The following is a 13,041-nucleotide window of genomic DNA, read 5'->3' on the forward strand; positions in this document are numbered from 1 at the left end:
TTCTTAATTTTTACTTGATTCTCGTAACTTTTGAAGTAATTGCGTAACTTTTTCTGTAGTTCTTTCTGCAGGGCTAAGTTGCAAAATATCATGCGCGATTTCCGTGATTTCCGCACCTTTGGCACCTGCTGCAATTGCTAGGTTTGAAGACTGTAATGCCATATGACCTGCTTGAATTCCAGGGCCTGCTAGTGCGCGAAGAGCTGCAAGATTTTGCACCAAACCGAGCGCGGCAAGCGTGTTTCTAAAGTCGTTTGCGTTTTTGTAATTACCGATTTTGATCGCGAGTTTTGCCATTGGAAGCGATGAGATTGAGCCGCCAACAATGCCGATCTGTAGCGGAATTTCAATACTGCCATGGAGTATGGTTTTTCCGTTTAAAGTTTCGGTGTTCCACTTTGACAGTGGTAGGTAGCGACCGGAGCGCGCCGCCCACGCGTGTGCTGCCGATTCTAGCGCTCGCGTATCATTTCCTGACGCGAGCGCGGCTCCTGCGATTCCGTTTAGGATTCCTTTGTTGTGCGTGGCGGCGCGCGCAGGGTCGCTGGCGGCAAGCGCGCTCAATGCCGCGATTCGGCGCGCAAGGCGTTTTCCTTCGCTCTCTCGCTCAGAGTCTTCCAGCCGCCTGGATGCCAGTGCTTCAACCGGTATATGCACTTCTGCTGTGGTGGCAACGCGGCTGGTGTTTGTGAGTATTGCCACTAGCGCCTGCACACCGAGCCAGCTCTCCAGCTGGGCTTTGACGGCTTCGCCCATAGTGTTTACTGTGTTGGCGCCCATTGCGTCGCATGTGTCTACGTCAATCTCGAGCTTTGCGAAGCCGTGCAAAGCTGAAGCGCGGCATTTTCGCGCGCCGCCACCCCTTTTACTCATTGATGGGTGTGACTCGTTTGCAATGCGCAACAGTTCTGCAACCTTTTCTTTATCTTCAACGATTCTGCGCAAGCGCGCCGCCACGCTCCCGTCTGCGTCCTCAAAAGCTATTTGCGCTGTAGTCACGTATTGTGGGGAACGCGCAATAATTCCGTATCCAACGTCAGTCGCCGCGTCAAATCCAACGTCAGTCCCCGCGTCAAATCCAGCGCCAGTCCCCGCAGCAATTCGCGCCCCATTGCACGCAGCTGCAATCACGGACGGCTCCTCGGTTGCAACCAGCACGTCCCGCATTTCGCCGTTCACAATCAGCCCACGCACAACGCCAACCGGCAGCGTATACTTTCCAATTTGATGCTCAATCATATGATTTGCAACGTCTGCAGGAATTGTAGTATCAGAACTTTCCGCAAACTGTTTAAGCAAAAATGTTGCATCAGCATCGTTAATTGCGCCCTCATTTTGCAAGGTTTTTATGCGATTTTCCACGCTTAATTCGCGAAAAGCAGTCATCGAAATCACCTCATGATTTGTAGACTACGAATGCTTCTGATCGCTTCGCATTCTGACTTAGTTGTTTTGCAGTCTGACTTTATTGTTTTACATTTTGGCTTGATTGTTTCGCATTCTAATTTGCATAGAAACGCCGATTCCGCCGCCGACGCACAGCGCAGCAACTCCATTTAACTTATTGCTATCTCGCAAAGCGTATATAAGCGTCGTCAAAATCCTAGCTCCGCTAGCGCCCAGCGGATGACCGAGTGCAATTGCTCCACCGCGTACGTTTAGTTTTGACTCGTCAATATGAAGTTGCTCCGAAACGGCAATGCTTTGCGCTGCAAACGCTTCGTTTATTTCGAATAAGTCAATGTTGTCAACGCTGCTACCGGTCGCATTTAGCATGCGTTCCATCACATGTTTTGGAGCATATCCCATTAAATCTGGGTCGATTCCGCCTTCTGCGAATCCCACAATTTGCGCAAGATATTCAATTCCGTGCGCTTGCGCGTAATCTTTGCTCATAAGCACTAGAGCTGCAGCTCCGTCGTTAATTCCGCTTGCGTTTCCGGCAGTTACAGTCGATTCGTGCTTGCAAACTTCGTGCTTGCAAACTTCGTTCTCGCTAATTTCGTTCTTGCCAACTTCGCAAGTCGCGCCCGAAGTTTCTTCCGATGCTTTAAAAAGCGTGCGCAATTTCGACAACTGCTCTAAAGACGTATCTTCGCGAGGATGCTCGTCTTGAGTTATAACAGTTCCGTTTGCAAGCGTTACTGGCACAATTTCAGAAGCAAAATCGCCTCGTTTAATAGCGGCAACAGCTTTTTGGTGAGATTTAAGTGCAAAAATATCTTGTGCTTCGCGAGTGATACCAAATTTTGCTGCAACATTTTCTGCAGTAACGCCCATTGCGTCGCCAGTAAAAGCGTCGTTTAAGCCGTCTCGTTGCAAACCGTCAATAAGCGCAAAATTCCCGTATTTGTGTCCGCTAAATCGCGAATTAGTTGCGTAAAACGGTACGTTGCTCATGCTTTCAGTGCCGCCTGCAACAACAACTTGCGCATCTCCCATAACGATTGCGGATTGTGCTAAACGCACTGCTTTTAAACCGGATCCGCATACTTCGTTAATTGTCATTGCGCAGCTAGAAGTATCTAAGCCTGCTTTTAACGCAATTTGGCGAGCAACGTTTTGTCCGCTGCCTGCTTGTAATACGTTTCCAAAAATAGCTTGATCCACGTCGTGTGAGCTAATTCCAGCGCGTTCTATTGCTGCTTTTGCTGCGATTGTTCCTAAATCAACTGAGGAAAGCGAAGATAAGCTGCCGCCGAATTTGCCAATAGGCGTACGTACAGCGCTTGCAATCACCACATCAGTCATATGTTTAGCCACCTAATCAATTGTTTGTTGCAATACGTGTTGAAGTATACCAACCGGACTACTTTATCGTATTTTTCGACAAAATTACCATTTGCGAAAAATTTTTCTCGTTTCCTTCACAATTAAACGTGCTTCAGTGAGTTCGCTCACCCGAATCCGACATAAACTTTACAGCGGTGTGAAGTTTCGGTCGGCTACGCGCCTGAAAGCGGCATAAATTTTACAGCGTTGTAAAGTAACGGTCGTTTGCTCGCCAAATAGCGGCAGAAACTTTACAGTCGTGTAAAGTAATGGTCGGCTACGCGCCTGAATCTGGCATAAACTTTGCGCTCGTGTAAATTAAGGGTCGTATTTTCCCAAACCTCCTGAAGCTTTGCGCCAGTGCTTCTGCGAAAAGTGGTTTTGTAGCTTTGCGCCTGTGCTCTGCAGACGTTGCGTCTGTAGCTTTGCAGTAATGCTTTGCTAACAGCGATTATTTGTTGCTTAGTGAACTTTAACAGTATTGCTCTGCAGACGTTGAGTATTTATTGCTTAAAGAACACTAGCTTTGCGCTGCTGCACACACTACACCAGGCACTCCTACCACACCACAAAACACTAGCGGTTTTACTAGTAGTGAAGGGTGGGTGTTGCTTGGTCGGAACAAATATTCGTGCGGTGAGATTTGAGATTTTTCGCACTGAGCGCGGCGAACGTCAGAGCCGCAGGCTGCTGATTCGCCAAGGGAAGAAGAAAAATCGAAAAATCTCTGCGATAAAACGAGGTTATTAATGGTTAGCACGCAGAGTTTGGGGGATTTCTCTACGAGCGCTAAAAGAGGACTGATGGAGCAACATTCTTTAAAGAAAGGCGAACACAATAAACGCCTTTAACAGTCAAGGCGACTGAAGGACGGGACGCGCGAGGAGAGAAATCCCCCAAACTCGCGCCACGGCAAGCAAGAGCGGAGCGCTGTCCTCACGGCTAATCGCCGTTCGGCTGAGCTTGCACGGAAAGTCCACTGGACTTTCCGTGCAAGCTCACGCTCCGAATTGCTTTCGCGTGCTACGTTCTAAGCGCGAAAGCAGGTCGGAGCGCTACTTACGGAACGAAATCGACCCATCAACAGGATCCATCGCGTCAACAATCGCCAGCGAATCCAAATCATATCCGGCTTCACGAAGCGCATCTCCACCACCTTGGAAGCCCTTTTCGATAGCGATTCCAATGCCTGCAACGCTAGCTCCAGCATGATTGCAAATGTCGATTAATCCTTGTAGAGCTTTGCCGTTCGCCAAAAAATCATCCAAAATAAGCACGCGATCTTCCGCACTTAAATACTTACGTGACACAATCACCGGAAACTCGCGCTGCTTTGTAAAAGAAAATACCGTAGATACGTATTGGTCGCCATCGAGATTAATTGACTGAGCTTTCTTTGCAAAAACCACAGGAACTCCACCAAAATGGCGTGCTGCAACACATGCGATTCCAATACCAGAAGCCTCAATCGTAAGAATCTTAGTAATATTTGCGTCGCGGAAATGCTCAGCCCAAGCGGCTCCCATATGATCAAATAAATTCACATCGCACTGGTGGTTCAAAAAAGCGTCTACTTTTAATACATTGCCTGGTTTTACGATACCATCTTGGAGAATGCGTTCTTCCAATTCTTGCACGATGCGCCCCTTCTTACGAACAATTACTTGCAGTACGCTCAAGCATACCCACGTTCGTGACACAATACGAGTAAAAACGACTGCAGCATGTGGTAAACCTGATTAGATACGTGCGCAATTAAAACGTGGGGGCGTTTTATTGCTGAAGCTAAAACGTAGGTAATTGGCAGCATCAATGGAGTACAAGTATGAGCGTAAGTATGGGCGCAAGTATGAATGCAAATATGAGTGCAAAAGATAGCGATTATGGATATGTAAGTGATTTGTTGGGGAATCCAGTTGATTCGTTCGATTCTGACAATCATTTTTACGAGAATGTTGCGGATGCGAATGATTATGCCAACTACAGTTACGACGAGTATGCTGACGCTTACGCTAAAGAGCCTGATTTTACGCAGCAAGAATATGCGTCTGATCAAGAATCAGTGCCTCCTCAAGAATCTCAAGAATATTCCCAAAATTCTGCACATTCTAGAGTTGCAGTTGACGCGCAAAAACTACTCGACGGCTTAAATCCGCAACAATCTCAAGCAGTCCAATACGACGGACCGGCACTGCTTATTGGAGCAGGAGCTGGAAGTGGCAAAACGCGAGTTCTTACGCGAAGAATAGCTTGGATATTAAGCCAAAAAGGTGCCTGGTCAAGCCAAATTCTTGCTATCACTTTTACAAACAAAGCAGCTGCCGAAATGCGTGAACGTTTAAGCAATCTTATTGGCAGCGAAGCAAATACTATGTGGGTTTCGACGTTCCATTCTGCATGTGTGAAAATACTTCGCAGATCAGGACAGTATATTGGCTTAAAATCAGGCTTTTCTATTTACGATACTTCCGATTGCGAGCGATTAGTAAAAATTATTGCAACAGAGCTTAACGTTGATATTAAGCGTTTTACGCCACGCAGCATTTTGGGCAAGATTTCGGATTGCAAAAATAGTTTAATCACTTGGCGTGAGCAACTAGACATGTATGCTAACGATTACAAGCCGGGTGTTGCAGGTCAACAAATTGCGCACGCTGGCAATTCTGAAGCCGTTTACGCAACTATTTATGCGGAATATCAGCATCGTTTATCTCAAGCAAATGCGGTTGATTTTGACGATTTAATTATGCGAACTGTGCAACTCATGCGCGAAGTACCAGAAGCTGCGCAATATTACCGTCATAAGTTCCGCTATATTCTCGTAGACGAGTACCAGGATACGAATCACGCTCAATACGAGCTTATTCGCGAGCTTGCAGGAGTGGATGTAAAACAAAATAGTGCGTGTGTAAAGCAAAATAACGCAAATGCATCTCAGCAAAATAGCACTCCTGCATCAATCACAGTTGTAGGCGACTCCGACCAGTCGATTTACGCTTTTCGCGGAGCAGATATTCGCAATATTCAAGACTTTGAAAAAGATTTTCCAAACGCTACAACTATTATGCTTGAGCAAAATTATCGCTCTACGCAAACTATTTTGGATGCTGCAAACGCAGTTATTTCGCATAATCAAGGACGAAAGCCTAAAAAATTGTGGACTGCATTAGGTAAGGGCGCTCCAATTACCGGTTATGCAGCAGACAGCGCTCAACAGGAAGCAGCTTGGGTTGCGCAAGAAATAGCGCGATTAGCAGGTGAGGAGGGTGTTGCTTATTCGGATATGGCGATTATGTATCGCGCTAATGCACAGTCTCGTTCGCTAGAAGATGCGCTCGTTAAAGCAGGTCTTCCGTATCAACTTGTTGGCGGCACAAAGTTTTACGAGCGACGTGAAGTAAAGGATGCGCTCGCATACTTGCAATCTATGGCAAACCCGGATGACGATGTGAATATGCGCCGAATTTTGAATGTGCCTAAGCGTGGGCTTGGAGCGCGTGCGGAGGCTTTGCTAACGCTTTACGCTCAAACACAAGGAGTTAGCTTCTGGCAAGCTTTGGAGCATTTGGAGTCAATCGAAGGCATGCCAACTCGCACTGCAACCAAGCTTAAAGAGTTCCGCGAGCTTATGCACAATTTAATTACTTGTATGCAAAACGATGACTCGAAACCTTCTAAAGTTATTGACAGCATACTGAACGACAGTGGTTTGCTGGAGGATTTGCAACGTTCTGAAGATCCTCAAGATGCCGCTCGCGTGGATAATTTGTCGCAATTGCAGTCGGTTGCAGCTGAGTATGAGCAGAATACGCCGGATGCTAGTGTTGCTGGATTCCTTGAAACGACGGCGCTTGTGGCTGATTCGGATCAATTGCCGGATGAAAATGAGGACACTGGTAAAGTTACGTTGATGACGCTTCACACAGCTAAGGGCTTGGAGTATCCGGTTGTGTTCCTAACTGGCATGGAGCAGGGAACTTTTCCGCATTCTCGCGCTTTGGAAGACGATGGCGAGCTTTGCGAGGAGCGTCGTCTTGCTTATGTTGGTATTACTCGAGCTAAGCAGCGTTTGTATGTTACTCGTGCTGCTGTTCGTGCGCAATGGGGGCAGGCTCAAGATATGCTTCCAAGCCAGTTTTTGGATGAGATTCCAGATAATTTGATTGATTGGAAGCGCAGAGAGTCTGATGTTGAGCGTTGGGGCGCTTCGTCTAGACGCGGCGATGATTTCGATAGCGATTTTGATAGTGATTTCGGTGGCGATTTCGGTGGCTGGGATGACGATTATAGCGATGCGTTTAGTGAAAAAACAACTTATGGTGGAAGCAGTTACGGTTCTGAAAAGTCGCATGGCTCTAAGTCTTACGGAAGAAATAAATCGTATGGCTCTAAGTCTTACGGCTCTTCTTACGGAAAGTCTTATAGCAAGTCTTACGGATCTTCTTATGGCTCGTCTTACGGCTCGTCTTATTCTAAATCGAATTGGTCTAAGTCAAGTGCAGTAAAAACGCGCAAAGTTACTGCAAAAACTGCGACTTCAACAAGCGCAACAAAAGTTGGTTCAACTTCTGCAGTTATGAATAAAGACAATCATCTAAATATTCAAGACTTCCAAGTTGGCGACAAAATTACTCACGATACTTACGGCTTAGGAACCGTGTTAGCAACGCAAGATAAGGGCAGAAACTCAATTATTACAGTCGATTTCGGCTCCGATGGAGTAAAGCGACTAATGCTTAGAGTTGCACCAATCGAAAAATTGTAAAATCTTTTATTTATGCACTTTAATGTAAGATAAATTTTTAACAAGGACGTGGCGTTTGCTGGTGTGAGCGCTGAGAAGCGTGTTGCATTAACGAAAATGTGACACTAAAAAATAAAAACATACATTTCATGAGGTATAAATTATGAAAAACAAATTATTCGCATCAATTCCTGCAATTATTTTCGGTTTGCTTATTGCCGTTGCACCATTGACGTTTGCAAAGCCATGCTCAACCGGAGGCATGCAAAAAATGCATATGATGATGCAACCTATGGCATGCTACTACACAGGTCGTGCAGCTGTTGGAATTGGCTTAGTTATTGCAGTACTTGGAATTATTGCGCTATTTGTTAAAGAAAATGTTCGCATTGGTTTAAATATTGCTGTAGTTGTGAACGCTTTGCTTATGCTCGCTGTTACAACATTCCTTATTGGCGTGTGCAAGAGCCCAATGATGCACTGTGCATCGGTTATGCGTCCAACACTGATTGTTCTGTCTGTGCTCGCATTAGTGTTCGCAGCTGTTTCCGTGTATTTGGATAATAAAGAAAATTAATAGTTCAAATAGTTCGAAAAGCTTAACAAAGCAAAATTATGCGCACTATTACGCTAAAGCGATTGCCGCTGGAAAATCTTAAACGCAAGCCATTGCGCACGGCTGCACTTATTGTTGTATCTGCGTGCTTGTCTGCAATATTTTTCGGCGGCTCGCTGATTTCTATGAATCTTGAACGCGGCTTGAACAGTATGCGAGAACGCATGGGAGCCGATATTATGGTTATCCCTCAAGGTACGCATACTAAAGCAGAAGCGCTGCTTACAAACAGTGGTTCAAGCACTTTTTATTTCACTAACAATATTGAGAATTTAGTAAGACGCTCTCCGGGTGTGCAAAAGGCGAGTGCACAAACGTATATTTCTTCGCTTTCTGCAGGATGTTGCGCTGAAAAATTACAAATTATTGGTTTTGATCCCGATTCTGATTTTGTTATAGGTCCTTGGATTTATTCTCAACATAAGCAGAAGTTGCAAAAAGGCGAGATGATTGCTGGCGCAAATGTAATCGTGTCTTACATGAATACTGTTCGTCTTTTTGGACACCAATGGCCTGTAGCTGCGCAGCTTGCAAAAACCGGCACAAGCATTGATAATTCAGTGTTTGTGCGACGCGAAAGTGTGCCGCAAGTAGTTGAGTATTCGACGAAAGTAGGGCATACCGCTATTCCAAAGGAATATGCCAAAAAAGCAGTTTCTGCAGTTCTTGTAAAAGTACAAAAAGGTTACAGCGCGAAAGAAGTTGCAAAAAATATCCGCAAAACAACTGGTCTTTCAAGCATTGGCATAGTTTTTCCGGGCGGAATTACAGCAACTACGCAAGCTAATCTTGGTGTTTTTACTCGCACGTTGACTTTTATAATTGCTGCGTGCTGGCTAGTTGGATTGCTAGTTTTAGTTGCAGTGTTTTCAACATCTGTAAACGAGCGTAAAAAAGAGTTTGCTTCTCTTCGCATACTTGGCACAACAAGAAATATGCTTTTAGGTGTTGTAGTTAGAGAATCTACGATACTTGGCTTAGTTGGTGGCGTATTGGGTGTTGCGTCTGCAAGTCTTATATTGTTCCCTTACAGTTCTCTTATTTCTGAACAATTGCAGCTTCCGTATTTGGAAGTGACTGCTCTACCAGTAGCAGTGCTTATGTTAGCGTCTGTGCTACTTGCGCTTGTTGCAGTTGTTGTAGCTTCAGCGCTTACTACATTGCGTATTGCTATGCGCGAAACGTATTTGACACTTAGGTCAGGTGAGTAAGTATGGAAGATAAGAGTCAAAAACTGCCAAGTAATGAGTTTGATAGTTTACCTGTTGTTGAACTTACTCGTGTAACTCGCGAATTTATGCGCAGAAAGCACAAATTTTTTGCAGTAAATAACGTGAGTTTTGCGCTAAATAGCGGCGATTTTGTGGCAATCGTTGGAAAGTCAGGTAACGGAAAATCTACTTTACTAAATTTGATTGCTGGGTTATTGAAGCCAACGCATGGAAGTGTAAAAGTTTGCGGCGAAGAGATTTCTGAACGCACTTTTAGTGATGTCAAGATGTCTCGTTTGCGCGCATGTGATATAGGTTTTGTGACGCAATCGCAGACGCTTTTGCAAAATCTTACTGTGCATGACAACATACTTTTACCTGTGCAAATTGCAGCTAATGCTTGTGAAGTAAGTAAGTCTGCTGAAAGTAAGTCTGCTGAAAGTAAGTCTGAAGTAAGCGAAGATTCAAACGAGACTCGCGCGTTAGAACTTTGCAAGCAATTGCATATTGAAGATTTACTGTGGTGCTACCCAAGTGAGCTTTCGGGTGGTGAAATGCGTCGCGTAATGATTGTGCGCGCGCTGATAAACAATCCGAAGCTTCTTATTCTTGACGAGCCTACTGGCGATTTGGATTTAGAGCATACTCGCATAGTGGTGAAAATGTTGCGCGAGGCTGCAAAAAATGGTGTGGCAGTGCTCATGGTAACTCACGATGTTGAGGCTGCTCGCTGTGCGGATCGCACATACACAATGGATTGCGGATTGACTTGCCGGAGCGCTTGAAGCGTAGCGCGCGAAGGCACTTCAATCCGGAAACTCGCTAAAGTTGGAAGTCCAGTGGACTTCCAACGCGAGTTTCGCAAGCGAGCGCGTTACTCGCGCGAGCGTTTTGGCTGGTTTGTGGAACATTTGCCGGGGAACTTACAACGTGAGTTTCGCGCTCAGTACGAAAATATCAACAATTATTCTTACGGGTGTGTAGAATCAGAAACGATGCCTATTTTGTGTAAGCATCATCTGGAGCCTTAGCCCATCAGTGGGTCGGCGCGCGGTAGTTATGGCGTTATTTCAACGTTTTAATACTTGCACGTTCGTGTGTTAGCACGAAGAAGCACTGGAGAGGCCGGCTCAGCGTGAGTAATTTTTAGGCGATTTTGCAATCGACTAAAAACTTGGTTCACGTTCCGTTCAGATAACGACAGAATTAAAGGATTAGTTATGACTAATATTCAGCGTTCTCGCCGTCAGGTGCGTCTTTCTCGCGCCCTCGGCATCGCTTTGACCCCAAAGGCTCAGCGTATCTTCGAGAAGCGTCCATATGCTCCAGGTGAGCACGGTCGCACTCGTCGTCGCACCGAGTCCGATTACGCAGTACGTCTTCGCGAGAAGCAGCGTCTTCGCGCTCAGTACGGTATCTCCGAGAAGCAGCTTCGTGCTGCTTACGAGAAGGGTACGCACACTGCAGGCCAGACCGGTGACGCAATGCTCACCGATTTGGAAACTCGTCTTGATGCTTTGGTTTTGCGCGCAGGCTTTGCTCGCACCACCGCCCAGGCTCGTCAGTTTGTTGTACATCGTCATATTTTGGTTGATGGCAATCTTGTTGATCGCCCATCTTACCGTGTGAAGCCAGGTCAGACCATTCAGGTTCGTGCCAAGAGCCAGACCATGGTTCCATTCCAGATGGCTGCAGAAGGCGTTCATCGCGACGTTTTGCCAGCAGTTCCTGGTTACCTCGATGTGAATCTTGCCTCTTTGAAGGCTACTTTGACTCGTAAGCCGGAAGTCGATCAGATTCCAGTTGAAGTCAACATTCAGTACGTCGTCGAATACTACGCTCGTTAATTCGCCGATTTAATTCTTAAGGACATACCGCTTGACCCCTGTTGCGCGTTCGCGTGGCAGGGGTCAATGCGTTTTTGTCGATTTCATCGGTTGGTTTGGTGTTTTCGACAGTTTCGTTGCGAATTTTGTTTATTTCACCAAATGGTTTGGTGTTTTCGACAGTTATGTACCGCTTAGTGCAATAATGGAGCTATGTTGCTGCATCTTTATTTAGTGCGTCACGGACAGACGCTATTTAATCGCTATAATCGACTGCAAGGCTGGTCAAATTCTCCGCTTACTGAAAAAGGTTTGAAAGATGCGGACACGGCTGCAAAAAAGCTAGAAAATATTGCTTTTGCTGCAGCTTACTGTTCGGATACTACTCGCGCGCAAATCACAGCACAACGTATTCTCGATGCAAATGAAGCTGCCGGTAACGTGCGCCCGACGCTTATAAGCGATATGCATTTTCGCGAGCAATGCTACGGCTATTTTGAAGGTCAAGATATGCAAATGGCTTGGTGGGCTGCAGGAGCGCCTCACGGAGCGCACACTTATAACGAAATCGTTGAAAAATTTGGGCTTGCAGCCACGCGTGACATGCTTAAAGAAGCGGATCCTTTTCACGATGCCGAATCAGATATCGAATATTGGACTCGCGTAGAAGAAGGTTTTGCGTTAATTGCTTCAAATTCTTTGCTTAACGATGGAGATAATATTTTGCAAATTTCGCATGGCAACACTCTGCTAAGTCTTATGCACCGTTTTGCGCCTGCAGGCTACGATTTAAGCGAACGTCCTCAAAACGGAAGCGTAACCAGACTTGATTTTGACACTACCAAACCTATTGATAATGCCATTACTATTCGAGGCTATAACGAGTAGATTCTACTGTTTAACTTTGTTATATGCGTCTTTACCGTTCGTTAATCTTAAGTCATTGCGAAGGGTTTTAATACGTAGTTTGATTTGCTGTTGTATGGCTTTTGATACTGCGAAATCTTAGGCAAAATGGTATAGAAAGAGGTTACGATGAGCGTTGGAGACATAGCTGCTCTTATTGCTGCGATTGCGTTTGCCGTGCTTTCTGGCTTTTTGATTTATCCGTTAATCAGATTAGGCAGATTGTTTGATCAGATTGCGAAAACAATTAAAGAGTCGGGTGAGCATGCGATGCCGGCAATCGATGAGTCTGTTACAACTATTAAGCAAGTTAATAAGACTCTTGACGACGTAAACGCTGTTTCAGGAGCTACTCGCACAACCGTTACAAATATTAGTGCTCTAACAGATTTGTATGGTGCTTTCCTTGGAAAACCGCTCGTAAAAATTGCAGCTGCCGGTTACGCTCTAAAAGATACTGTTTCTTCTTTCTTCAATAAGCCGACTGTGCCAACAGACAAGAATAGTGCCAATCGTAACGCTTCAAAAGAATCCTCTGACAAGAATGCAACTAATAATGCAAGCAGGGGGGAGTAATGTTCAAGCGTTTATTTTGGATGTTTGTTGGCATTGTAATTGGTGTTCTTACAGTTACGAAGGCTCGTGCATATGTTAAAGCAAAAATGCCGTCTTCTGCTAGTCGTTTTATATTTGATGAGGAACCGAAAAATATCACATTGCGCACAGTAATGGGATTGTTTAAAGATTTCAATACTAGCCGTAAAGAGCATGAAGCTGAGCTTAATTCTCGTTATGCTAATCGTAGAAATAGGGAATTTTAAATAAAAAACGAGTTTTTCATAATTTCGTTACTTTGCTAAGTTTAGTTAAGTTAAGTTAAGTATTGAAGTACTATATTGAATGTTTGCATGATTGCGTCGTGCGTCATGCGGCACGATTTCGTGTGAGCGTTGCATGTGGCTTTTG

General features: G+C 45.2%; 11 protein-coding genes. 8 read left to right on the forward strand and 3 right to left on the reverse strand.

Annotation, left to right across the window (positions count from 1 at the left end; genetic code table 11):
• Window positions 1-3: 3 nt before the first annotated feature.
• From A5294_RS02470 to A5294_RS02480, 3 genes are all read right to left on the reverse strand, one after another.
• The gene (locus tag A5294_RS02470; protein WP_064340378.1) at window positions 4-1,386 is read right to left on the reverse strand and encodes a hydroxymethylglutaryl-CoA reductase, degradative; all 1,383 of its coding nucleotides are present in this window, start codon (window positions 1,384-1,386) and stop codon (window positions 4-6) included.
• 87 nt (window positions 1,387-1,473) lie between these two features.
• Complete coding sequence (locus A5294_RS02475; protein ID WP_064340379.1) at window positions 1,474-2,751, reverse strand: acetyl-CoA C-acyltransferase; 1,278 nt, start codon at window positions 2,749-2,751, stop codon at window positions 1,474-1,476.
• 1,076 nt (window positions 2,752-3,827) lie between these two features.
• Window positions 3,828-4,409: a xanthine phosphoribosyltransferase gene (locus A5294_RS02480; RefSeq protein WP_004110321.1), complete on the reverse strand. Its 582-nt coding sequence runs from the start codon at window positions 4,407-4,409 to the stop codon at window positions 3,828-3,830.
• A 188-nt stretch (window positions 4,410-4,597) separates the two neighbouring features.
• Between A5294_RS02480 and A5294_RS02485 the strand changes: the two genes are divergently transcribed.
• The 8 genes from A5294_RS02485 (at window position 4,598) to A5294_RS02520 (ending at window position 12,896) form a co-directional block, all read left to right on the forward strand.
• On the forward strand, window positions 4,598-7,537 hold the full coding sequence (locus A5294_RS02485; RefSeq protein ID WP_064340380.1) for an ATP-dependent helicase: 2,940 nt from the start codon (window positions 4,598-4,600) through the stop codon (window positions 7,535-7,537).
• Between the two features lie 142 nt (window positions 7,538-7,679).
• Window positions 7,680-8,093, forward strand: a complete 414-nt coding sequence (locus A5294_RS02490) for a DUF4418 family protein (RefSeq protein ID WP_064340381.1) — start codon at window positions 7,680-7,682, stop codon at window positions 8,091-8,093.
• A 38-nt stretch (window positions 8,094-8,131) separates the two neighbouring features.
• Entirely contained in the window at window positions 8,132-9,343 is a 1,212-nt protein-coding gene (locus A5294_RS02495) for an FtsX-like permease family protein (protein ID WP_064340382.1), read from the forward strand.
• 2 nt (window positions 9,344-9,345) lie between these two features.
• Window positions 9,346-10,128, forward strand: coding sequence for an ABC transporter ATP-binding protein (locus A5294_RS02500; RefSeq protein WP_064340383.1), 783 nt, complete (start codon window positions 9,346-9,348; stop codon window positions 10,126-10,128).
• A 435-nt stretch (window positions 10,129-10,563) separates the two neighbouring features.
• Entirely contained in the window at window positions 10,564-11,190 is a 627-nt protein-coding gene (rpsD, locus tag A5294_RS02505; RefSeq protein WP_004105277.1) for a 30S ribosomal protein S4, read from the forward strand.
• Window positions 11,191-11,382: 192 nt separating this feature from the next.
• Complete coding sequence (locus A5294_RS02510) at window positions 11,383-12,057, forward strand: histidine phosphatase family protein (RefSeq protein WP_064340384.1); 675 nt, start codon at window positions 11,383-11,385, stop codon at window positions 12,055-12,057.
• Window positions 12,058-12,204: 147 nt separating this feature from the next.
• Window positions 12,205-12,651 carry a DUF948 domain-containing protein gene (locus A5294_RS02515; protein WP_004105272.1) on the forward strand — a complete coding sequence of 149 codons (447 nt, stop codon included), beginning with the start codon at window positions 12,205-12,207 and terminating at the stop codon, window positions 12,649-12,651.
• Window positions 12,651-12,896 carry a hypothetical protein gene (locus A5294_RS02520; RefSeq protein ID WP_004105270.1) on the forward strand — a complete coding sequence of 82 codons (246 nt, stop codon included), beginning with the start codon at window positions 12,651-12,653 and terminating at the stop codon, window positions 12,894-12,896. Before A5294_RS02515 ends, A5294_RS02520 begins: the two co-directional genes overlap by 1 nt.
• The last annotated feature ends 145 nt before the right edge of the window (window positions 12,897-13,041 follow it).

The sequence above is a fragment of the Gardnerella sp. 30-4 genome, assembly GCF_001641215.1.
GTDB lineage: Bacteria > Actinomycetota > Actinomycetes > Actinomycetales > Bifidobacteriaceae > Bifidobacterium > Bifidobacterium leopoldii.

What these genes read in the sequence shown, in the direction of transcription:
- A5294_RS02470 (WP_064340378.1), bottom strand. Translation starts at nt 1,386, where the DNA reads ATGACTGCTTTTCGCGAATTAAGCGTGGAAAATCGCATAAAAACCTTG.
- A5294_RS02475 (WP_064340379.1), bottom strand. Translation starts at nt 2,751, where the DNA reads ATGACTGATGTGGTGATTGCAAGCGCTGTACGTACGCCTATTGGCAAA.
- A5294_RS02485 (WP_064340380.1), top strand. Translation starts at nt 4,598, where the DNA reads ATGAGCGTAAGTATGGGCGCAAGTATGAATGCAAATATGAGTGCAAAA.
- A5294_RS02490 (WP_064340381.1), top strand. Translation starts at nt 7,680, where the DNA reads ATGAAAAACAAATTATTCGCATCAATTCCTGCAATTATTTTCGGTTTG.
- A5294_RS02495 (WP_064340382.1), top strand. Translation starts at nt 8,132, where the DNA reads ATGCGCACTATTACGCTAAAGCGATTGCCGCTGGAAAATCTTAAACGC.
- A5294_RS02500 (WP_064340383.1), top strand. Translation starts at nt 9,346, where the DNA reads ATGGAAGATAAGAGTCAAAAACTGCCAAGTAATGAGTTTGATAGTTTA.
- rpsD (WP_004105277.1), top strand. Translation starts at nt 10,564, where the DNA reads ATGACTAATATTCAGCGTTCTCGCCGTCAGGTGCGTCTTTCTCGCGCC.
- A5294_RS02510 (WP_064340384.1), top strand. Translation starts at nt 11,383, where the DNA reads ATGTTGCTGCATCTTTATTTAGTGCGTCACGGACAGACGCTATTTAAT.
- A5294_RS02515 (WP_004105272.1), top strand. Translation starts at nt 12,205, where the DNA reads ATGAGCGTTGGAGACATAGCTGCTCTTATTGCTGCGATTGCGTTTGCC.
- A5294_RS02520 (WP_004105270.1), top strand. Translation starts at nt 12,651, where the DNA reads ATGTTCAAGCGTTTATTTTGGATGTTTGTTGGCATTGTAATTGGTGTT.